Raw genomic sequence first — 20,444 nt, 5'->3', positions numbered from 1 at the left:
GGGGTGTGACCGCATTGTGCGGTCACACCCCTTCACCAGCTATCAATCAGTCGGGAAGTTATCGGGCGTGCGGACGCGCTCGCGCACCCAGACACCCGCTTCCTTGAGGACACCGGTTCCGGAGAAGTTCGTGCCGGAACACGTACCCGTCTTGAACACCGCCCCCGACAGACCGTCGTCGGAGTAGTTCCAGTTGGCCCACGAGATCTTCTTCTGGGCCATCAGGTCGATGTACTTCTGCGACGTCGTGAAGTCGTTCGAACCGCCACCGGACGCGGTCTGCGTGCCGAACTCGGTCACGAACACCGGAACAGCGCTGGAGACGCGGTTCAGGACGTCGATGTACGCCTGCTTGTGCGAGTTGGCGTAGAAGTGGAACGAGTACATGAAGTTGGTCGCGTTGACCTTGTTGTTCAGCACCACCGACGGGTCCTCGCCGTCGGAGTGGCCGAACGTCGACCAGCCGTTCGTGCCCGAGACGATGAGGCTGTCCGGGTCGATGTTGCGGATGACCGGGATCATCTGCTCGGCGTAGGACTTCACCTTCGCCCACGACGTGCCGTTCGGCTCGTTCGCGATGTCGTAGATGATGTTGGTCTTGTCCTTGTGCCGCTGGGCGATCTCCGTGAAGAACGTCTTGGCGCGGGACAGGTTGTAGTTCGGGTCACCTGGCGAGAGCTGGTGCCAGTCCACGAGGACGTAGATGCCGCGACGCGTGGCTTCCTCGATGTAACCGTGCATCATGTCGGTGAACTTGCGCGGGTTGGTCTCGTAGCCGTCTTCCTGGATGTACATGGCGACGCGGATGAAGTCCGCGTTCCAGTCGTTCACCAGCGCGTCCCACCACTGGGACTTGGCGCACTGGTGGTACCACTGGATGCCGTGCGTGCTCATGCCGCGCAACTGGATCGGGTTGCCGTACTGGTTGCACAGCTGCACACCACACACGCGCAGCAGGCCGTTGATGTCGTGCGGCCTGGTGCCGCCGGGCGTGCCCGGCTGGGTGCGCACCGTGATGGAGTTCGAGGCGCCGGACTCGTTGCCCGCCGCGTCACGCGCCTTCACGGTGAAGGTGTACGAGGTGTCCGGCGTCAGGCCGCTCACGGTGTGCGTGGTGCCGGCCGCCGTCTGCCCGTTGGACAGCACGTACCCGCTCACGCCCACGTTGTCCGTCGACGCGTCCCAGGCCAGCGACACCGACGACGCCGTGGTGCCCGTCGAGCGCAGGTTGCCCGGCACCGAGGGAGCCTCGGTGTCCGGCGTGCCCGACTGGGCGTCGACGTCGACGCGGTCCAGGTTCGGTCCGCCGTTGGCCGTCGTCGCGACCGTCTTGATCTTGTTGGTGCCCGCGTTCAGGGTGACCGTGGTGGACTTGGTGGTCCACGTCGTCCACACGCCCGTGCTCGGGAACGAGAGCTCGTCCGCCGCCAGCGAGCCGTTCACCGAGATGTCCATCGGACGGTTGGACGTGGTGCCGTTGGCGAACCTGAAGGTGAGCGTCGCCGGGCCCGCGCTGGCCGCGGTCACGGTGAACTCGACGGAGCTGCCGACCTCGTTGTCGTAGTTGACGAAGCCACTGCCGGTGAAGCCGGCGTGGTTCGACTCGACGAGGCCGTTCGAGATGGTCGCGCTCTCCGCCTGGTACTGGACCGGGGCGGCGACCGCGACGGCCGGAACAGCGAGCACCAACGCTGCTGGTACGAGAATCGCTGATCTGGCAAAAAGCAAGGATCTGGCCACAGGGTGCCTCCTGTGTAAGGGGGACAGCAGGGTGCGGCGGCGATTTAGTTAAGAAGGTTTCCTATCAGTGGTGGTCTGAATCACAGCACTAGACCACTGCTCCTGTCAACAAATTCGGGCGACCGGAACAAGTCGGGTGGGGCATCCTCGTCTCCTGATGCGATCCACAGTCACCGTGACACCAGCACAGCTCCCGGAGGTGCTGCTGCACGTCGCCGTCGTCCGACCGGTCTTCCTCTGGGGAGCACCGGGTATCGGCAAGTCCTCACTCGTCCGCAAGTTCGCCGCCGAGCTGGGCCTGGAGTGCGTGACGCTGCTGGGCACGCAGCTCGCCCCGGAGGACCTGATCGGAGTTCCGGAACTGGTCGGTGGCCGATCCCGGTTCGCCCCGCCCGAGTCCATCGCCCGCCACGACCCGTACTGCCTGTTCCTCGACGAGCTCAACGCCAGCAGTCCCGAGGTGCAGAAGGCGTTCTACTCGCTGATCCTCGACCGCCGCATCGGCTCCTACGAGCTGCCGAAGGGCTCGATCGTGATCGGCGCCGGCAACCGGGCCGTCGACAACGCCCTGGCGCGCCCCATGGCGTCCGCACTCGTGAACCGCATGATCCACGTCCACCTCACGGCGTCCGCCCGCGACTGGCTGACGTGGGCGCGCGAGAGCAACATCCACCCGTGGGTGCTGGAGTACCTGACGCAGCGCCCGGACCACCTGTGGAGCGCGGCACCGAAGGTCGAGGAGTCGTTCTCCACGCCGCGTGGCTGGCACATGCTGTCCGACGCGTTGCACTCGTTCGGCGAGGACATCTCCGACGACCTGCTCGGTGTGCTGGCGTTCGGCACGGTCACCGCGAACCACGCCTCGATGTTCCGTGCGTACGTGAAGACCGTCCGGCACGCGTACGGGCTGGAGGCAGTGCTGCGCGGTGACGCCCGTTGGCCTTCCGCGCCGGCCGACCGCGACCTGCTGTACTTCCTGGCCGAGGCGTTCCGCGCCCGGTTGGTGAAGGAACTGCCGCACGACAAGGCGCACGCGCCGGCGGCGGGCAAGCAGCTCGCGCACCGCGGCAAGGCGCTGCTGCTGGAACTCGCCGAGCTGTCGCTGGAGATCGCGCAGATGGTGATCGCGGCCGACGACGACGGCAATCCTGTGCTGCCCGCGTGGTTCCTCGTCGAGGTCACCCGCGACCTGCCGCGGCTGGTGGCCGCACGCGCATGACGCGGCGTCCCAAAGCACGGGTGGATCCCGCCGCGCTGGCGTTCGAGGCAGCACGCGCGCAGATCCGCCTGCACCCGCTGTTCGCTCCACTCAGCAGCTACGGGAGCAGGAACTCCCAGCACCCGTGGGCGGACATTTCGCTGGACGGGTCGATGCTCGCCCATCCGACGCGGAAGGCGAGCGAGGCCGAGTGGGTGTGGGTGTTCGCGCATTGCTTGCTGCACCTGGGTTTCGGCACGGCGTCCTGCGACGACGTGCTCGACTTCCAGCCCGCGATCCGGCTCGGTTCCCGCCCGCCGTCCTGGGAACCGGGCCGGTGTGTGCGCGGCGGACCGGCCAAGGACCCGAAGCGCTGGGCCGATCGGTTCGCCGCCGGGCTCTCCAACGCCGCCGTGGCCGCGATCGACGTGGCGGGCGGCGCGCGGTCGTCGTTGTCCGACGCACGGCCGTTGAAGACGGAGTGGGATCTCGCGCTGGGTTGGTTCGTGTCGAACTATCCGCTGCTGGGCGCTTTGGCGTCGACGATGAAGGTGGTGGCGGACGCGGAACTGGCGCGGGGCTGGGACATCTCGATCGCGGCGGTGTCCACGGCGTCGGCGGAGATCTACGTGAACCCGCTGGCCGGGCTTTCCCGGCAGGAGTGGCGGTTCGTGCTCGCGCACGAGATGTTGCACGCCGCGTTGCGCCACTGCGACCGGGTCGGCGGACGGGACGCGTACCTGTGGAACATCGCCGCGGACTTCGTGGTCAACGGCTGGCTCGTCGAGATGGGCGTGGGCGAGGCTCCCGAGGGCGTGCTGCATGATCCGTCGTTGCGCGGGTTGTCCGCGGAGTCCGTGTACGACCGGATCACGGCTGATCTGCGGCGGTACCGGAAGCTCCTGACGTTGCGGGGCCACCACAAGGGTGATCTGCTCGGCGAACCGTTGCGCGGCCCCGCCGACTTGGCTGATCTCGACGAGTTCTACCGGCGGGCGTTGCTGACCGGCTTGAGCTATCACACATCTGCGCGTGGACTGTTGCCTGCCGGACTGGTCGAGGAGATCCGCGCGCTGGAGCACCCGCCGCTGTCGTGGGACGCCCAGCTGGCGCGCTGGTTCGAGGAGTTCGTTCCGTCCGTGGAGAAGCGGCGCACCTACGCGCGTGCGTCGCGACGGCAAGCGTCCACTCCGGACATTCCGCGGCCCGGCTGGGTGCGGCCGGAATCGCTGGAGGCGCGGCCGACGTTCGGGGTCGTGCTCGACACGTCCGGCTCGATGGACGTCCGGTTGCTGGGAAAGGCTCTCGGCGCGATCGCCTCTTACGCCGCGGCGCGTGACGTGCCGGCCGCGCGCGTGGTTTTCTGTGACGCGATGGCATATGACGCTGGGTACGTACCCGTCGAGGACATCGCGGGCCGGGTGACGGTCCGCGGGCGCGGCGGCACGGTGCTGCAGCCCGGCATCGACCTGCTCGACCGCGCCGACGACTTCCCCGCCGCCGGCCCGATCCTGGTCATCACCGACGGCGGCTGCGACGTGGTGCGGATCCGCCGCGAGCACGCGTTCCTGATCCCGGCGGGCGCGCATCTGCCGTTCCGCGCCCGTGGACCCGTGTTCCGGATGTCCTGATGGAGATCGCCTGCGACGAGTCGGGTTCCGAGGGCGAGAAGCTCGTCGGCGGGGTCACCTCGGTCTTCGCGCACGCCGGTGTGCGGCTCTCCCACGAGGAAGCGCTGGGCTGCGTCGACTCGCTGCGCTCGATGATCAAGTCGCCGGCGCTGGAGTACAAGGCGAACCACCTGCTGCGGCAGAAGAACCGGTGGGTGCTGCTGTGGTTCCTCGGCCCGTCCGGACCACTGGTGGGCCGCGCCCGCGTGCAGCTCGTCGACAAACGGCGGTACCTGGCCTCGCGAGTGCGCGAGGAGTTCGGCCGCGTCACCGGACCACTCGAGCTCTACAACGACCTGCTGCGTGCCCGCGGGCCACGCGGCACGCTCGACCCCTTGTTCCCGGCGATCCTGCGGGCCGTGGCGCAGTGGGAGATTCCCGGCGACGGACCGGTGTCGATCGTGCACGACCAACAGCTGTCGCTGACCGACGGGCGGATACGTCAGCTCAAGAAGATGGCGCCACGGCTGGAGAGTCTCACCTTGACCGACTCGCGCCACGACGCGCGCGTGCAGGTTGCCGACTTCCTGGCCGGGATCGCGCGGCGGGTCGCGGAGGAAGAGCTGAACGGACGGCCCGATTTCGAGGTGATCGGGCTGTTGAGACCTTTTGTCGTCGGACCGAGGATGTGGCATGCCTGACGCGTTGTTCGCCGACCCGCGGTTGGCGGGGATCTACGACCTGTTCGACGGGGTTCGCGACGATCTGACGCTCTACCTGGAGATCGCCGACGAGCTCGGGGCGTCCTCGGTGCTCGACGTCGGGTGCGGCACCGGAAGTTTCGCGAGGTTGCTGGCCGACTCCGGGCGAACCGTCGTCGGGGTGGATCCGGCATTGGCGTCGCTGGAAATCGCGCGGGCCAAGGATTCCAGGGTCACCTGGATCCACGGTGACGCGACGGGCCTGCCCGAACTCCAGGTGGACCTCGCGACCATGACGGCGAACGTGGCCCAGGTGTTTCTCGGCGAGGACTGGGACCTGACGTTGCGCGGCATCCACGCGGCGCTGCGGCCCGGCGGCCACCTGGTGTTCGAGACGCGGCGGCCGGAAAAGCGGGCGTGGGACGGCTGGCGGGTGACCACCCAGCGGACGCGCGACGGCGTGACCGAGCGGCGCGAACTACTCGGCGTGGACCTGCCGTTCGTGTCGTTCCGCCACACCTACCGCTTCCCGGACGGCACGGAGATCGCCTCGGACTCGACGTTGCGGTTCCGGTCGCGCGAGGAGGTCGAGGAAAGCCTGACCGCGTGTGGGTTCGAGGTCGTGGACGTGCGCGACGCGCCGGACCGGGAGGGATTCGAGTACGTGTTCGTGGCCCGGAAATAGCAGCAGGTCAGGCTCTCGCCTCCGCGTTGCGTCCCAGGCGTCTGCAAGTACCACCCCGACGCAGTTGGTAGTAGGAAAGTGCCTGTTGATGTTGAGTTGGCGGTACTTGCAGACGCCATCAGCCAGGACGGTCTCGAGGCCGCCGGTTGCCAGGTCTAAGCCGTCGGGCTCGACCCCGAGGACGAGGACAAGATCTGGATCAGCGAGGTCTGGGAGTCCGCGGAGCACCACGCCGGGTCGTTGCAGCTGCCGGAGACCAAGGCCGCGATCGCCGAGGCCATGCCGATGCTGACCGGTGAGTTCACCGGTCAGCAGGTGGAGATCGTCGGCGGCCTGGGCGTCAGCTGACCAGGGCGGGTTGCATCCAGGCCTTCACCAGCCACGGCAGGATGCGCGGCATCCGGTCGGCCACGATGTCGTGCAGCACCAGCACCATCCGGCCGGAACGATCCGGGCCCGCGTCCAGCCACACGGCCTGCATCAGGATGCCGGCCTGCAGGTCGAGCGCCGCCTCCGCGTCCGCCAGTGCGGCGTCCGTGGCGGCGGCGGGGTCCGTGACCTCGTGGTGCGCGAAGCCGCTGCGACACAGTTCGGGGTGCAGTTCCACCAGGGAATCCACGGCTGCGGCCAGGCGTCCCACGCCCAGGCCGGCCCGAACCTGCACCGTAATCGCTCTCACGTTAGGAGAGCCTAACCTAGGTGCCACTCCGGATTGCGCCCACTGAGTCCCAGGACACGGTCGAGCAGTGGCGCGTTCGAGTCGACCTCCACCGCGGCTCCGAAAAGCGAGCCGTCGCGGTCGTCCGGGCCGATGGACGACACGAAGCCGTGCACGACCTCGAGCAGCTGCGGTTCGACCGAGAAGTCCTGGCCCGTCGCGCGGGCGAGGTCCCAGCCGTGCAGCACGATCTCGTCGAGTGCCACGGCACCCGCCACCTCGCCGGGCAGGTCGACGCCGCCGGCCGCGGTCATGCCCTCCCAGGACGACGGCGAGCGCCACGCCGCGGCCAGCTCGCTCAGCCGCGCCGGGATCGACTCGCGGAAGTCCAGCGGCAGCCGGGCCGCGTCGCCGGCAGCGGCGCCTTCCAACGGGGTCTTCAGCGCCGCCATCGTGAACGCGACCGACAGGCCGTTCACGTGGTCCAGCAGGTCACCGACCGTGTACTCGGGGCACGGAGTCGGCGCCTTGAGATCGCCGTCCGACACGTTGCGCACCAGCACTGCGAGCTGGTCCGCTGCGGGTGTCAAGTCGAACATCAGTAGCCGTCGCCTCCCCAGAACTGTTCCTCGAGCGTGTCCGCGGTGCCGGCGAGCAGCTGCAGCGGGTCGGTGAACTCGTGGATGTCGAGGTGCGACAGCGGCAGCGAGTGCCGCACCACCACGTGCTCGCCCATGATCGCGAGACCGCACGCCACGGTGGACTTGCCGACCTCCTCCAGCACTTCGCGGAGGTTCACGTCCTTCGCCAACCCGCACGGGGAGGCGATCTGCACCCACTCGTGCATCTTGTCGAGCACTTCCCGGACGATGATCACGACCTGCGTGCGCTCATCGTCGTCCTCGTCCTCGTCCCCGAAGGTGAAGAGGATCCTCAGCTCCTCGTCCTCGTCGTGGATGACGTCGTACTCGGCGCGGACGTAATCCGCGAGGTCTCCCCAACTCGCCATGGCGCAACCCTACTTGCCGCGATGGCCCACAGCCCTACGACCAGCACGGCGACGACCTCGGCGGCGAGCAAGATCCTCTCGATGTAGCCCAACGGGAACACCCGCCACCACCGAACGTCGGAGACCACACCCATCGCAATGGCGTAGAGGAGCGGCATGAATGCGACAACGCTCAACAGACCGGACGCCATCGTGAACTTCGCGTGCTTGCCCCACACGTGGTCCTTCAGCCACGGCCGGGCCAGCAGGATCACCGCGATCGGCAGGCTGACGAACGCGATCATGCTGCCGAACCGGTGGATGCTGCCGCTGAGCTCGTTGGTGCCCATCGCCCAGTTCGTCTTCGGGAACGCCACCACCAGCAGCAGGCCCGCCGACCACAGGGTGAGCGCGATCGAGCCCGCGGACCGCCACCGCGTCAGTCCTTTGTGGACCAGCGCGGCCAGGATCGCCAGCGAGCCGAGGGCCAGCAGCAGGACGGCGGAGTCGAAGACCGGGCGGTAGTCGCCCAGCGCGTACTCGCTGATGGTGCGGCGCAGCGGGCCGACGGTCAGGTCGAGCAGACCCACCATGGCCACCGTCGCGACGACGGCGAGTGAACCGCCGGTGGCGGCAAGTCGAGGAATCAGCACATACCGCCCAACGAGGTCGTGAACCCGAGCGGTTCCTGAGTTCAGGAAGCCGACAGGAACCCCCCAGGTTCCTGACAGGTTCATTTCTGGCGAGGTTCAGTCCAAAACGCTCCCGCAGGTGATGTTGACCTGCGATCCCGTGATCGTGCGGCCCCAGTCCGAGGCCACGAACGTCGCTGTTCGGCCCACGTCCTGCAACGTCGCGGCGCGGCCGAGCAGGGTCTCACCGACGATGTCGGTCTCGATCGGTTCGCGGTGCTCGGCGGGCACGGACTCGGGGATCCCGCCGGTCTGCAGCGTCACCACCCGGATGCCGTGCGGCCCGAGTTCGGCGGCGAGCTGACGGCGCATGGACTCCACCGCGTCGAACGCGACGAGCAGGCCTCCGAGCTGCCACCGGCGGTGCGCGGACGCCTCACCGGTGCCGCCGAAGAACAGAATGACGCCGCTCTTCTGCCTGATCATGTGCCGTGCGGCCGCACGCGACGTGAGGAACCGCGCGCGCACGCTCGTGACGACCGGGCTGAGGTAGTCCTCGACGCTCATCTCGACCATCGGCGTGCCTTGGACGTCGTTGTCGGTGATGGCGTTGACCGAGATGTCGAGACGCTCGAAAGTGGCCGCGTGCTGGTCGACGGCCCGTTCGTCCGTCGCGTCGACCACCGCGTACTTGGCGCCCAGCTGTTCGGCCTTCGCCTTGAGCGTCGCTTCGGTCCGGCCCGCGAGATGCACCTCGGCACCCGCCTCGGCGAACGCTTCCGCGATCGCGCCGCCGATGCTGCCCGCGCCGCCGTAGATGACGGCGACCTTCCCGCTGAGATTCATCGGAACGCCCTGAACCACTCGAACTCGAGCTCTCGTCCGGTCATGTCACCGAGGGTAACTCCTACTCCAGCGCCACACCGGCTTCCGCTTCGACCGCGTCGGCGACCGCCGTGAGGGCAGGCGAGTCGAGCTTCCACTGCTGCCAGTACAGCGGCACGGAGACGGTGCGGCCGGGCGCGAGATCGACCAGACCGTCCTGGACCTGCTGCGGTGGCACCATTCCCCAGCCGAGCCCGGCCACGATCGTCCGCACGTACACCTCGGACGACGGCACGTAATGACGGTGGTCCGAGGCACCGCGGCCGCGGGTCAGCGTGCGCACGAACCGGTCCTGCAAGTCGTCGTTGCGGTCGAACACCACCACCGGCGCGTCCGGCAACCACGACTTGAGCGGACCGTCCTGGTGCCGATCCACAAAGGACCGCGACGCCATTGCGGCGTAACGGATGTCGCCGAGCCTGCGCACCGAGCACCCCGCGACCGGCTCGCGTGACGACGTGACCGCGGCCATCACCAGACCTTGCCGCAGCAACGCCGTCGTGTGGTCCTGGTCCTCGCGGTGGAGGTCGAACGAGATCTTCAACGACGGCGAGACCCGCTGCAGGGCAGGCAGGAACCACGTGGCCAGCGAGTCGGCGTTCACCGCGATCGGCACCCGGACGACGGCGTCCTCCCCCAGCGCCGCCTCCAGGTCCTGATCCAGCGCGAGCAGTTGCCGACCGTAGCGGACCAGCACCTCCCCCGACAGCGTCAGCCGCACCGGCCGGGCCCGCACCAGCAGCACCCGGCCCGTCCGCTGCTCCAGCGCTTTGATCCGTTGGGAGACGGCAGATTGCGTGACGTGCAGCGTACGTGCAGCAGCGTCGAACGTGCCCGCGTCCACCACCGCGAGCAGGGTGCGCACCAGGTCCAGGTCCATCATGGCTGCTAATGCTACGTAAGAATCTTTAGCTGGTCTCATCAATGCTGCGTCAATACCGTCGAAGGTGTGACTGACCTGCTGCTCGGCTTCGGCACCATGATGACCCTGATCGTCGCGATCGGCGCGCAGAACGCTTTCGTGCTGCGCCAAGGACTTCGACGTCAAGCCGTGGCCAAGGTCGTCGCGGTGTGCGCCATCTCGGACGCGATACTGGTGGCGGTGGGCGTGGCGGGGTTCGGCGCGATCGTCCGCAAGTGGCCGCAGGCGATCACCATCGCCGCGATCGTCGGCGGGCTCTTCCTGCTGGGGTACGGGTTTCTGGCGGCGCGCCGGGCGTTCAAACCGGGCTCCATGAGCGTTGCCGACAGCGCTTCGAGCCGCCCAGTGCTCACCGCGCTCGCGCTGACGTGGCTCAACCCGCACGTCTACCTGGACACGCTGCTGCTGCTCGGCTCCATCGCGGCCGGCCGGTGGCTCTTCGGAGTCGGCGCGGTCACCGCGAGCATCACCTGGTTCGTCGCGCTCGGGTTCGGCGCCCGGCTGCTCAGCCCGCTGTTCGCGAAGCCCCGCGCGTGGCGGGTCCTGGACGGCCTGATCGCCGCCGTGATGATCAGTCTCGGGGTCGCCCTGATCTCCGGGTGGTGATCATCACCAGCACCGCCGACACGGCCAGGACACCGCTCGCCACGGGCGCCGCGGCCCCGACGAAAAGGGACGTCGAAGCGAGCCCCGCACTGACCAGAGCACCGAAGACGACCCGAGGCCGAAGATCACCCACGCCGATGACCATAACCCACGACACGCGCATGTTGGGTGGCGATCAAGGCCCCACCCCTACATGTAGTATCTGCCGCGCTGGTGGTTCACCGACTTGGCGCAACGGGGTCGGTGAGGCAACAGGGAACCTGGTGCGAATCCAGGACTGCCCCGCAGCGGTGAGTGGGAACGAAAGCCGTCAACCAAGCACTGGGTCCCCGGACCTGGGAAGCGACGGCCGGTAGGCGCGAGCCCGAAGGTTCGAGCACGGCGCCCACGAGTCCGAAGACCTGCCATTGGTGTGCGCGCAAGCCTGCGCGCACGACACGGTGCCCCGAGGGAGGGCGGCTGTGTGCACCAGTGGTGTCTTCACTGGCGTGCGCATGCGCTTCCTCGTGGCTGATCTCGCGAGGAGAGAACGTGCCCGACCGCCAAACGTCATTGGATCGGCTATCTGGGGTCGTCAACGAAGCGTGTGCCGACCTGCCCAACGCATCCGCCGAGGCGGTTCTGGCCGAGACCAAGCGGAATCTCTACCACGGCATCACCGACGCCGAACTGGCGCTGGCGCCGATCATGGCCGCCCGCACGATGGTCGAACACGACCCGGACTACTCCTACGTCAGCGCCCGGCTGCTGCTGGACAAGCTGCGCGCCGAGGCCTGCGGCATCCCGCTGTCCCACGCCGAGATGACCGAGCGCTACCCGTCCTACTTCGCCGAGTTCGTCCGCTACGGCATCGAGTTCGGCCAGCTCGACCCCCGTCTCGCCGACTACGACCTGGCCCGGCTCGGCGCCGCGCTCGACGCCTCGCGCGACCTGAACTTCCAGTTCCTGGGCATGCAGACGCTGTACGACCGCTACTTCCTGCACCACGACGACCGCCGCTACGAGCTGCCGCAGGCGTTCTTCATGCGCGTCGCCATGGGCCTCGCCCTCGAAGAGGACGACCGCGACGCCCGCGCGATCGAGTTCTACGAGCTGCTCTCGTCGTTCGACTTCATGTGCTCGACACCCACCCTGTTCAACTCGGGCACCACGCGCCCGCAGCTGTCGTCGTGCTTCCTGACCACCGTGGACGACGACCTCGCCGGCATCTTCCACGGCATCAGCAACAACGCGCTGCTCAGCAAGTTCGCCGGCGGTCTGGGCAACGACTGGACCCCCGTGCGCGGCATCGGTGCGCACATCAAGGGCACCAACGGCAAGTCGCAGGGCGTCGTGCCGTTCCTCAAGGTTGCCAACGACACCGCAGTGGCCGTCAACCAGGGCGGGCGTCGCAAGGGTGCGGTGTGTGCGTACTTGGAGACGTGGCACATCGACGTCGAGGAGTTCCTCGACCTGCGCAAGAACACCGGTGACGAGCGCCGCCGCACGCACGACATGAACACCGCGAACTGGGTGCCGGACGAGTTCCTGCGCCGGGTCCGCGCGAACGGCCAGTGGACGTTGTTCTCGCCGGACGAGGTGCAGGACCTGCACGACGCGTTCGGGGACGAGTTCGCGCGGAAGTACCGCGCGTACGAGGAGAAGGCGGACAACGGCGAGATCAAGGTCTTCCGCCGGTTGCCTGCTGTGGACCTGTGGCGGCGGATGCTGACCATGCTGTTCGAGACCGGGCATCCGTGGATCACGTTCAAGGACCCGTGCAACCTGCGGTCGCCGCAGCAGCACAGCGGTGTCGTGCACTCGTCGAACCTGTGCACCGAGATCACGCTGAACACCACGGTCGACGAGGTCGCGGTCTGCAACCTGGGCTCCGTCAACCTCGCGCAGCACGTCGACGAGAACGGCATCGACCACGCGCGGCTCGAGAAGACCGTGCGCACGGCCGTGCGGATGCTCGACAACGTGATCGACGTGAACTACTACACGATCCCCGAGGCGCGGAACTCCAACCTCAAGCACCGGCCGGTCGGCATGGGGCTGATGGGCTTCCAGGACGCGCTGTTCACCCTCGGCATGCCGATGGCCAGCAACGAAGCCGTCGAGTTCGCGGACCGCAGCATGGAGGAGATCAGCTACTACGCCATCGAGGCGTCCGCTGACCTCGCGCAGGAACGCGGTGCCTACCAGTCGTTCGAGGGATCCCTGTGGTCACGAGGGATCCTGCCGATCGACTCGGTGGAGATCCTGGCCCGGACCCGCGGTGAGGGTGAGCTGGAGCAGAACCGCGAGACCACTCTGGACTGGGGCAAGGTCCGCGAGAAGGTCGAGCGCGGCATGCGGAACTCGAACGTCATGGCGATCGCGCCGACCGCGACCATCGCGAACATCACCGGTGTGAACCAGTCGATCGAGCCGCTGTACCGCAACCTGTACGTGAAGTCGAACATGTCCGGCGACTTCACCGTGATCAACCCGGACCTGGTGCGGGCGCTCAAGCAGCGCAAGCTGTGGGACGAGCGGATGATCTCGGACCTGAAGCTGCACGACGGCAGCCTCGGCGCGATCGACCGGGTGCCGCCGTACCTGAAGGCGTTGTACGCCACGGCGTTCGAGATCGACAGCTCCTGGTTGATCGAGGCGGGCTCGCGCAGGCAGAAGTGGATCGACCAGGCGCAGTCGCTGAACCTGTACCTGGCCGCGCCGAGCGGCCGCAAGCTCGACGAGATGTACCAGCTGGCGTGGGTGCGCGGCCTGAAGACCACGTACTACCTGCGCACCCAGAGCGCGACGCACGTGGAGAAGTCCACGTTGCAGGGCACCGACGGCAAGCTCAACGCCGTTTCGCCCGTCGCCGTCACCGACCCGAACTGCTCCATCACCGATCCCGAGTGCGAGGCCTGCCAGTGACCGAGAACATCATCGAAGCCGGCGCGGCACGGGTCAGCGTCGACGACAAGGCGATGATCAACTGTCGTGCCGACGTCAACCAGCTGCTGCCGCTCAAGTACCACTGGGCGTGGGACAAGTACCTGGCCGGCTGCAACAACCATTGGATGCCGACCGAGGTGTCCATGCAGGCCGACATCTCCCTGTGGAAGTCCAAGAACGGATTGACCGACGAGGAACGCCGCATGATCAAGCGGAACCTCGGCTTCTTCGCCACGAGCGAGTCGTTGGTGGCCAACAACATCGTGCTCGCGGTGTACCGGCACCTGACCAACCCCGAGTGCCGCCAGTACCTGCTGCGCCAGGCCTTCGAGGAGGCCGTCCACACCCACACGTTCCAGTACATCTGCGAGTCGCTCGGCCTGGACGACGGCGAGCTGTTCAACATGTACCGGGAGATCCCGTCCATCACGGACAAGGCCGCGTGGGCGCTGCAGTTCACCCAGCACCTGGAGGACCCGGAGTTCAGGACCGGCACGCCGGAGACGGACCAGGCGTTCCTCAAGGACCTGGTCGCGTTCTACGTGGTCTTCGAGGGCATGTGGTTCTACACCGGGTTCGCGCAGATCCTGTCGCTGGGCCGGCGCAACAAGATGGTCGGCGTCGCCGAGCAGTACCAGTACATCCTGCGCGACGAGTCGATCCACCTGAACTTCGGCATCGACGCGATCAACCAGATCAAGATCGAGAACCCGCACCTGTGGACCGATGTGTTCCAGAAGGAGGTGCGGACGATGCTCGCGGAGGGGTGCGAGCTGGAGATCGCGTACGGCCGCGACACCATGCCGAGCGGGATCCTGGGCCTCAACTCCGAGTCGTGCGAGCAGTACATGCGGTTCATCACGAACCGCCGGTGCGCGCAGCTCGGCCTGGAGCCGGTGTGGGAGCAGACGGAGAACCCGTTCCCGTGGATGTCGGAGATGATGGACCTCAAGAAGGAGAAGAACTTCTTCGAGACCCGCGTGATCGAGTACCAGAACGGCGGCTCACTGGAGTGGTGAGCCCGGCCGTTCGTCAAGCGAGCTGCACGGCCTGAGGGAGCCCGGCCCGGTCCGCGACCGGCCATGCCAGCGGATCGGGCCCCAGCTTCACCAGTTCGGCGACCTGCAGCTTCGACCACGGCGAGATCTCGCGCGTGCCGTCCAGAACGCTGGCGGCGAACTCCGTCCACGCCACCCGTTCGGTCGAATCGACCTCGTCCGGGTTCAGATCGGGCTCGTCGTCGGACAGCACCCGGAACACCGGGCACATCTCGTTCTCGACGACACCGTCCATCACGGCGCGGTAGCGGAAACCAGGCAGCAGGAGCTCGGGTTCGGAGCACTTCATGCCGAGCTCGTCCTGCAGACGACGCAGCACGGCCTGTGCCATGTCCTCGCCAGGAAGCGGGTGGCCACAGCAGGTGTTCGTCCACAGACCGGGGAAGGTCCTCTTGTGCAACGCCCGGCGGGTGAGCACGGTGCGGCCGGCCGAGTCGAAGACGTAGCTGGAGAACGCCAGGTGCAGCGGGGTGTCCGCGTGGTGCACCACTGCCTTGTCCTCGACGCCGATGGCCGAACCGTCCTCGGCCAGGAGGACCACCTGTTCCACAGTCACGGGCACCACGTAATCACACGCGGGCCAAGATCGGGAACCACGCGTCCGAGTGAGCTTGAGCGTAGAGATAGCCGCGCCCTAGGTGTCCCACGTCACCCTGAGGTCATGACTTCCCCGTTCGCTCAGGCTCACACCATGTTCCTGGTGCTGGTCAGCCCGACGGGCCAGTACTCGATCTGGCCCGCGGTGCTGCAGGTGCCCGCCGGCTGGCAGGTCGTCCACGGCGTCGCGTCCCGGCAGTCCTGCCTGGACTACGTGCACGTCGCCCGCGCCGACCTGCCGTTGGCCGCCTAGTGGTGGGGCTCAGCACGTTGCCGGGGGAATTCGCGGTCAGACGGGCGCATCGTGGTGCCGCCCCCACGTCCTCATACTGGATGTATGGGGGCGTGGGGGCGGTGCCGCGAGGTGCCCTGCTGAGCGTGGATTACCTCGCCAACGTGCTGAGTCGCGCCACTAGCAGGTAATCCGAGCGTCACCCCACACCGCGTTGTCGAGGCTGGTGCCGTCACCGCCGTCGGTCACCCGCAACGTCAACGACTTCACCCCGCTGACGTCGACGCTGACCGGCAGCGCCGGGTCGACGGACCTGCGCAGCGCGCTCTCGTAGAGCACTCGGCCGTCACCGACGACGGCGAACACCACCGAGCCGCCGGCACCCGCCGCGCGGTCCACCCGTCCGTCGACCTCGTCGTCGACGCCCACGGTCGCGTCGAACCTCGTGCACGTCCCGAGCTCGAAGTTCCTGTCCGCGGGGGTCGTGCCGATGCCCTTGCCGAACCGGACCCCGCCGGTCGTCAGGGTCCTGCCCTCGACGGAACGGTCGTTGCCCGCGACGTAGGACTGCCCGGCGGGCAACGGCTTCCACACGTGCGTGCGGGTCGCCTTCTCCGCCGCGACGGTGGAGCCGAACCGGTGGTAGGGCTTGAACTGCGCCACCGCGGGCACGTCCGTCAGTCCCACCACGGGATTCGCGCCGACCTTCACGGTCCACCTGCCACTCAACGACTCCCCCGGCGCGACCCGGAACGCCCGCACAGCACCGGAAGCGCTCCAGCCGGACGGCACGCGCGGCGCGAAAGTCACGTCGTACAGCGAGAATTTCGACGTGTTGGTGAAGGTGCTGCTCATCTCGAACGTCTGACCCGGCTGCACGGACACGAGTTCCGGCGTGGTCACCACCGTCGTCGACGGGATGCCGTACGTCGGTCGCGCACAGGTGTCGCGATCCGGACGGCAGACCAGGGCGACGAATCCGCCGTCCTTCGCGACCGGGATGGTCAGCTTCTGGTCGGTGACATGGGTTTCCTTCACCAGGCCGGCAGTACCGTCGCGCACGACCTCGACCAGCCAACGGCCCTTGCCCAGCGCGGGCAGGTCCAGCGTGCGGGCTTCCCCCGCGATCGCGCCGCCGACGAACCAGCGGTCGTCGCTGCGCCGCGCCATCACGGCGCTTTCGGTGGGACGGCCGGACAACAGGCGTGTCTCGTCCCACGCGGTCGGCGTCTGCTCCAGGTACCAGCGCACGAGCGGGCGGGCGTCGTAGGAGTCCGGGCGCCCGGCGAGGTTCTGCACGCCCGACTCGTACAGCACGGACAGCGCGAGCTCGCCGGCGTCGGTGTTGGCGCGGGTGCGGTGGAAGCCGCCCGGCGTGTAGTCCATGCCTCCCACCACGTTGCGGGTGAACGGCAGCGCGGTGATGTGGCCGGTGGTGAGGCCGCTGGACTTCTCGGCGCCGTGCACGGCCTCGGTCGTCATGACGTGCGGCCAGGTGCGGTGCAGGCCGTGCGGCAGCGTGGCGCCGTGGAAGTTGATCAGGAAGTGCATGCGGGCGGTCTCGGGCAGGATGTCGTCGTACCAGCGGTACCGCTCCTGGCCGTCGGAGTCCATGAAGTCGATCTTCAGGCCCCGCACGCCCCACTTCTGCAGCCACGGCAGGTAGTTCGCGCGTTTCTCCGGGGTGTCGACGCTGCTGAACCGCACCCACGTGTGGATGCCGACACCCCGCGCCTTCGCGTACTGGACGAGTTCGGGGATGAAGCTGGTCTGCCGCCAGTTCGGGTCGTCGTACCACCCGGCGTCGACCACGACGTACGGCCAGGCGCGCGCGGCGGCGTAGTCGACGAACTCCTTCTGCCTGACCAGGTCCTGTTGCACCCCGCGGCCACCGGCGAGCCACGTCCAGATCGCCGGGCCTGGCTTGATCCACGACGTGTCGCGCAACCGGGACGGCGGCGCGAGGTCGTCCACCAGCGTCGACTCGGTGACGGTGGCGAGCGAGCCGACGATCATCGTGCGCCACGGCGTCTTCAGGGCGCCGGACACCGCGACCTTCTCGTCCCACAGCTTGACCTGGTACCTGCCGCCACCGGCGTGCACGAGGTGGCCGCCGGAGTAGCGTCCGTCCACGTCGGACTCGGTGATCAGCGCGTAGGTGCCGCCGGCCTCGAACAGCGCCGGGTGCATGTACTCGGCCTGCTCCGCGGTCCCCGCCGTCATCTGCAGGAACGGGTTCTCGTAGTCGCGCCGGAACTTCGCCAGCCACGCCGTCGCGTCTGGGGGAAGCGTGAACGCCGAGGTCTCGCCGGTGACCGCACCGGTGTCCTGCGGCAGCACGTAGCGGTAGGCGACGCCGTCCGCGGACTCGCGCACCACCAGGTCGAGCCTGTTCGCCCCGGACGTGAATCGGTAGGTCGTCTCGGTGGCCCGCACGTACCGGTCCCGCTTCTTGCCGGACGTCGTGCGGTAGTGCTCGAAGATCGCCCGCTTCGACTTCCCGGCGGGCTCGAGGCCTTGGGACAGGTCGGCGCGCTCGGTCGTGATCCCGACCGGCGACGGCTGCACGACCGTCTTCCCGTTGTGCGTCACCGCCAGGGTGACCGCTCCACCGGACGTGCTGACGACCGCCTGCGGGCCCTTCGAACCGGCCTGCGCGGGTGGCACCACGACCAGTCCCGCTGCCAGCAAGGCCACAGCGAGTGTTCTGACCGCCACGGACACTCCCCTCGTGATCCGGGGCGGCGGTCACCGGAGGACATCCCTCGACCCGGACGCTATGCCGGGCATTTCGTCCGAGTCAAGGGATGTAACAACCGTGACTGATATTGACCAGTACCGCTAGAGCAGCGCGATGTGGCCGTGCGAAGCGGCGCCACCGTGCTCGTTGTTGCCTGCGTACGAGGCCGTGAAGCCCTGCAGCAGTGTTGCCAGACCGACCAGCAGCGACACGTTCGCGTCACAGGTGGCCTTGCCCGCCGAGTTGGTCGTGGCGGTGCACAGCGGGTTGCCCTTGACCGTGCGGAACACGACCTTCTCCCCGGCGATCGGCGCGCCGGTGTGCTTGTCGGTCAGCGTCGCGTCGAGCGAGCGGACCGTGAAGCCGAGCAGGCGGAGTTGCAGCTGGGCGGACCCGGCCACGAGCTTCGACGCGGCGGGCGGCACGAAGTTGATCGCGATGCCCACCGGGCGCTGGCCGACGGCGATGGAGCCGGTGACCGTGTTGGACGCCGTGTCGATGACCGACACCGTGTTGCTGTTGAAGTTCGTGACGTAGGCGGACGCACCGTCCGGCGTGAGGGCCACGCTGATCGGGCGGTCGCCGACGACGATCTTCTGCAGTTCCACCATCGCCGTGAGGTCCACGACGGACACCGAGTCGAACTCGCTGTTCGTCACGTACGCGCGGGTTCCGTTGGGCGACAACGCGATGCCGTGCGGGACGAAGCCGACACGAGCGGTGCCGACGACAGTGCGCGTGGCCACGTCGATGGCGGAGATGTCGTCCGAACCCTTGTTCACCACGTAGATCCGCGTGCCGTCGGCAGAGGCCGCGACCGCGGTCGGCGTGCTGCCGACGTTGATCGTGCTGACGACGGTGTTGGACGTGGTGTCGATGACCGAGACCTTGCTCGGGCCGACGACGTCGTGCGTGACGTAGACGGCCGTGCCGTCCTTCGTGACGACCACGCCGTCCGGGTTCTGGCCGACGGTGACGGTCGCGGTGACCGTCAGCGTGGCCGTGTCGACCACGGACACCGTGCCGGCGTCGTAGTTGGTGACGTAGACGAAGCCGCCACCAGGGGCGACCGCGACGCCCGCCGGGTGGATCCCGACGGGAATGGACTTGTCGACCGTGTTGGTCGGCGTGTCGATGACGGTGAGCGTGTTCTGCACGGAGTTCGTCACGTAGCCGCGAGTTCCGTCGAAGGCGACCGCCGCCATGTACGGCGAGCTGCCGCCGTTGTCGACGATCGTCTGGGACACCGCGTTCGTGGCCGTGTCGATCACCGACACCCCGCCGCCGTTGTTGGCGACGTAACCGAGCACCCGGCCGGGGGGTGCTGCTTCGGCCGGGGTCACCACCAGTGCCGCGGTGACGGCGACAGCCATCACCAGTGGACGCAACCGCATGTTCAATGCCTCCAGGGCGCGAGTCATCCCGACCATTCAGGACATCGCGACCGGACGAGTGGACGTTAGCCGTTTCTCGAACCAGTGCCCCGCGTACTTCGCGTCGTTGTAGCGGTCGATCTCCACGAAACCGTGCTTTGTGTACAGGCTTCGCGCCTCGACGAGATCGTTGCGCGTGTCGAGCCGGAGCACCTCGACGCCGCGTTCGCGCGCCTCTGTCTCCATCGCCGCGAGCAACGCCGAGGCGGCGCCCTGGCTGCGGAACGGCACCCGCACGAACATCCGGGTCAGCTCGCCGGCCCCGTCGCCGAGGAACCGCATGCCGAGACATCCGGCTTCCTCGCCGTCGCGCGAGACCACGAGGAACACCGGCACGTCGTGGTCCTGCTCGTCGCGTTCGTAGGCGTCGATTTCGGCGTCGTCGGCCGGCCGGCCCCAGTAGCGGCTGATCATCTCGGCGTTGTACTCGCGGTTGAGCGGCGAACGCGCGGCGTCGGCGACCGTCACGGTCCAGTTCGTCATGCGACCATCATCGGAACGCCGTCCACTCCAATACGACACCGCGAGTGTGATCCAGGTCACTGCAACACCGATGCCGCGAGAAGCCAACTGGGGGCGTGATGTTCGCGGAGCTGTTCGACGAGCACGCCCATCCGCTGCACCGATATCTGGCGCGCCGGGTGGGCGTCGACGTGGCTGACGACCTCGTCAGCGAGACGTTCCTGGCCGCCATGCGCGGTAAGGAGACCTACGACCCGGCGAAGGGCAGCGTCGTCGGCTGGCTCTACGGCATCGCGACGAACCTGTTGCGCGGCCACGCCAAGCGCGAGACCCGCCTGTTGCGCACCGCCGAACGGTACGGCGTCGACC

General features: G+C 67.9%; 20 protein-coding genes, 1 pseudogene and 1 riboswitch. Of the genes and pseudogenes, 10 read left to right on the top strand and 11 right to left on the bottom strand.

Annotation, left to right across the window (positions count from 1 at the left end; genetic code table 11):
- Positions 1–42: 42 nt before the first annotated feature.
- A complete protein-coding gene (locus ACWGE0_RS16235; RefSeq protein WP_452261687.1) occupies positions 43–1,686 on the bottom strand; it encodes a cellulase family glycosylhydrolase in 1,644 nt (547 codons plus the stop codon).
- Positions 1,687–1,897: 211 nt separating this feature from the next.
- Here ACWGE0_RS16235 and ACWGE0_RS16230 point away from each other — a divergent pair, with 211 nt between their 5' ends.
- The 5 genes and pseudogenes from ACWGE0_RS16230 to ACWGE0_RS16210 form a co-directional block, all read left to right on the top strand.
- Entirely contained in the window at positions 1,898–2,959 is a 1,062-nt protein-coding gene (locus ACWGE0_RS16230; RefSeq protein ID WP_452261686.1) for an ATP-binding protein, read from the top strand.
- A complete protein-coding gene (locus ACWGE0_RS16225) occupies positions 2,956–4,569 on the top strand; it encodes a vWA domain-containing protein (RefSeq protein WP_452261685.1) in 1,614 nt (537 codons plus the stop codon). Before ACWGE0_RS16230 ends, ACWGE0_RS16225 begins: the two co-directional genes overlap by 4 nt.
- Positions 4,569–5,249, top strand: coding sequence for a DUF3800 domain-containing protein (locus ACWGE0_RS16220; RefSeq protein ID WP_452261684.1), 681 nt, complete (start codon positions 4,569–4,571; stop codon positions 5,247–5,249). Before ACWGE0_RS16225 ends, ACWGE0_RS16220 begins: the two co-directional genes overlap by 1 nt.
- Entirely contained in the window at positions 5,242–5,934 is a 693-nt protein-coding gene (locus tag ACWGE0_RS16215) for a class I SAM-dependent methyltransferase (RefSeq protein ID WP_452261683.1), read from the top strand. The genes ACWGE0_RS16220 and ACWGE0_RS16215 overlap by 8 nt, the downstream gene beginning before the upstream one ends.
- 180 nt (positions 5,935–6,114) lie before the next feature.
- Positions 6,115–6,282: pseudogene (locus ACWGE0_RS16210) on the top strand (putative quinol monooxygenase); the annotation flags it as partial.
- Here the strand turns inward: ACWGE0_RS16210 and ACWGE0_RS16205 are convergent.
- From ACWGE0_RS16205 to ACWGE0_RS16180, 6 genes are all read right to left on the bottom strand, one after another.
- On the bottom strand, positions 6,275–6,613 hold the full coding sequence (locus tag ACWGE0_RS16205; RefSeq protein ID WP_452261682.1) for a hypothetical protein: 339 nt from the start codon (positions 6,611–6,613) through the stop codon (positions 6,275–6,277). The pseudogene ACWGE0_RS16210 and the gene ACWGE0_RS16205 sit on opposite strands and share 8 nt — an antisense overlap.
- Before the next feature lie 11 nt (positions 6,614–6,624).
- Positions 6,625–7,191: a TIGR03086 family metal-binding protein gene (locus tag ACWGE0_RS16200; RefSeq protein ID WP_452261681.1), complete on the bottom strand. Its 567-nt coding sequence runs from the start codon at positions 7,189–7,191 to the stop codon at positions 6,625–6,627.
- Entirely contained in the window at positions 7,191–7,601 is a 411-nt protein-coding gene (locus ACWGE0_RS16195; RefSeq protein WP_319966687.1) for a type III secretion system chaperone family protein, read from the bottom strand. The genes ACWGE0_RS16200 and ACWGE0_RS16195 overlap by 1 nt, the downstream gene beginning before the upstream one ends.
- Positions 7,526–8,233 (bottom strand): DUF998 domain-containing protein, encoded by a 708-nt coding sequence (locus tag ACWGE0_RS16190; RefSeq protein ID WP_452261680.1) that lies wholly within the window; start codon positions 8,231–8,233, stop codon positions 7,526–7,528. The genes ACWGE0_RS16195 and ACWGE0_RS16190 overlap by 76 nt, the downstream gene beginning before the upstream one ends.
- 96 nt (positions 8,234–8,329) lie before the next feature.
- Entirely contained in the window at positions 8,330–9,058 is a 729-nt protein-coding gene (locus ACWGE0_RS16185; protein WP_452261679.1) for an SDR family oxidoreductase, read from the bottom strand.
- A gap of 61 nt (positions 9,059–9,119) precedes the next feature.
- Complete coding sequence (locus ACWGE0_RS16180; RefSeq protein ID WP_452261678.1) at positions 9,120–9,980, bottom strand: LysR family transcriptional regulator ArgP; 861 nt, start codon at positions 9,978–9,980, stop codon at positions 9,120–9,122.
- Between the two features lie 96 nt (positions 9,981–10,076).
- On the opposite strand from ACWGE0_RS16180, the gene ACWGE0_RS16175 reads away from it, so the two are divergent.
- The 3 genes from ACWGE0_RS16175 to ACWGE0_RS16165 all read left to right on the top strand — a co-directional run bounded on the left by ACWGE0_RS16175 (position 10,077) and on the right by ACWGE0_RS16165 (position 14,572).
- Entirely contained in the window at positions 10,077–10,625 is a 549-nt protein-coding gene (locus ACWGE0_RS16175) for a LysE/ArgO family amino acid transporter (protein ID WP_452261885.1), read from the top strand.
- A gap of 197 nt (positions 10,626–10,822) precedes the next feature.
- A riboswitch (cobalamin riboswitch) is annotated at positions 10,823–11,048 on the top strand.
- A gap of 108 nt (positions 11,049–11,156) precedes the next feature.
- Positions 11,157–13,532, top strand: a complete 2,376-nt coding sequence (locus ACWGE0_RS16170; RefSeq protein ID WP_452261677.1) for a ribonucleoside-diphosphate reductase subunit alpha — start codon at positions 11,157–11,159, stop codon at positions 13,530–13,532.
- Between the two features lie 53 nt (positions 13,533–13,585).
- Positions 13,586–14,572, top strand: a complete 987-nt coding sequence (locus ACWGE0_RS16165; protein ID WP_452261884.1) for a ribonucleotide-diphosphate reductase subunit beta — start codon at positions 13,586–13,588, stop codon at positions 14,570–14,572.
- A gap of 13 nt (positions 14,573–14,585) precedes the next feature.
- Here ACWGE0_RS16165 and idi read toward each other — a convergent pair whose 3' ends face one another.
- On the bottom strand, positions 14,586–15,161 hold the full coding sequence (idi, locus tag ACWGE0_RS16160) for an isopentenyl-diphosphate Delta-isomerase (RefSeq protein ID WP_452261883.1): 576 nt from the start codon (positions 15,159–15,161) through the stop codon (positions 14,586–14,588).
- 111 nt (positions 15,162–15,272) lie between these two features.
- On the opposite strand from idi, the gene ACWGE0_RS16155 reads away from it, so the two are divergent.
- Positions 15,273–15,461 carry an MbtH family protein gene (locus tag ACWGE0_RS16155; RefSeq protein WP_319966692.1) on the top strand — a complete coding sequence of 63 codons (189 nt, stop codon included), beginning with the start codon at positions 15,273–15,275 and terminating at the stop codon, positions 15,459–15,461.
- Between the two features lie 159 nt (positions 15,462–15,620).
- Here ACWGE0_RS16155 and ACWGE0_RS16150 read toward each other — a convergent pair whose 3' ends face one another.
- The 3 genes from ACWGE0_RS16150 to ACWGE0_RS16140 form a co-directional block, all read right to left on the bottom strand.
- The gene (locus ACWGE0_RS16150; protein ID WP_452261676.1) at positions 15,621–18,158 is read right to left on the bottom strand and encodes a glycoside hydrolase family 97 catalytic domain-containing protein; all 2,538 of its coding nucleotides are present in this window, start codon (positions 18,156–18,158) and stop codon (positions 15,621–15,623) included.
- 123 nt (positions 18,159–18,281) lie between these two features.
- Positions 18,282–19,601: a YVTN family beta-propeller repeat protein gene (locus tag ACWGE0_RS16145; protein ID WP_452261675.1), complete on the bottom strand. Its 1,320-nt coding sequence runs from the start codon at positions 19,599–19,601 to the stop codon at positions 18,282–18,284.
- Positions 19,602–19,610: 9 nt separating this feature from the next.
- Positions 19,611–20,096, bottom strand: coding sequence for a GNAT family N-acetyltransferase (locus ACWGE0_RS16140; protein WP_452261674.1), 486 nt, complete (start codon positions 20,094–20,096; stop codon positions 19,611–19,613).
- Positions 20,097–20,194: 98 nt separating this feature from the next.
- On the opposite strand from ACWGE0_RS16140, the gene ACWGE0_RS16135 reads away from it, so the two are divergent.
- Positions 20,195–20,444 (top strand): RNA polymerase sigma factor (locus ACWGE0_RS16135; RefSeq protein WP_452261673.1); only part of this gene is annotated, 250 nt, incomplete at its 3' end.

Source organism: Lentzea sp. NPDC054927 (genome assembly GCF_053610285.1).
The sequence above is the reverse complement of the archived record's forward strand: the minus strand, read 5'-3'. Positions and strand labels throughout refer to the sequence as shown.

Bases quoted from the DNA above. Each gene is read 5' to 3' on its own strand.
- ACWGE0_RS16185 (WP_452261679.1), bottom strand. From the start codon at position 9,058: ATGAATCTCAGCGGGAAGGTCGCCGTCATCTACGGCGGCGCGGGCAGC.
- ACWGE0_RS16195 (WP_319966687.1), bottom strand. From the start codon at position 7,601: ATGGCGAGTTGGGGAGACCTCGCGGATTACGTCCGCGCCGAGTACGAC.
- ACWGE0_RS16200 (WP_452261681.1), bottom strand. From the start codon at position 7,191: ATGTTCGACTTGACACCCGCAGCGGACCAGCTCGCAGTGCTGGTGCGC.
- ACWGE0_RS16145 (WP_452261675.1), bottom strand. From the start codon at position 19,601: ATGACTCGCGCCCTGGAGGCATTGAACATGCGGTTGCGTCCACTGGTG.
- ACWGE0_RS16140 (WP_452261674.1), bottom strand. From the start codon at position 20,096: ATGACGAACTGGACCGTGACGGTCGCCGACGCCGCGCGTTCGCCGCTC.
- ACWGE0_RS16225 (WP_452261685.1), top strand. From the start codon at position 2,956: ATGACGCGGCGTCCCAAAGCACGGGTGGATCCCGCCGCGCTGGCGTTC.
- ACWGE0_RS16220 (WP_452261684.1), top strand. From the start codon at position 4,569: ATGGAGATCGCCTGCGACGAGTCGGGTTCCGAGGGCGAGAAGCTCGTC.
- ACWGE0_RS16180 (WP_452261678.1), bottom strand. From the start codon at position 9,980: ATGATGGACCTGGACCTGGTGCGCACCCTGCTCGCGGTGGTGGACGCG.
- ACWGE0_RS16165 (WP_452261884.1), top strand. From the start codon at position 13,586: ATGATCAACTGTCGTGCCGACGTCAACCAGCTGCTGCCGCTCAAGTAC.
- ACWGE0_RS16155 (WP_319966692.1), top strand. From the start codon at position 15,273: ATGACTTCCCCGTTCGCTCAGGCTCACACCATGTTCCTGGTGCTGGTC.
- ACWGE0_RS16175 (WP_452261885.1), top strand. From the start codon at position 10,077: ATGATGACCCTGATCGTCGCGATCGGCGCGCAGAACGCTTTCGTGCTG.
- ACWGE0_RS16230 (WP_452261686.1), top strand. From the start codon at position 1,898: ATGCGATCCACAGTCACCGTGACACCAGCACAGCTCCCGGAGGTGCTG.
- ACWGE0_RS16215 (WP_452261683.1), top strand. From the start codon at position 5,242: ATGCCTGACGCGTTGTTCGCCGACCCGCGGTTGGCGGGGATCTACGAC.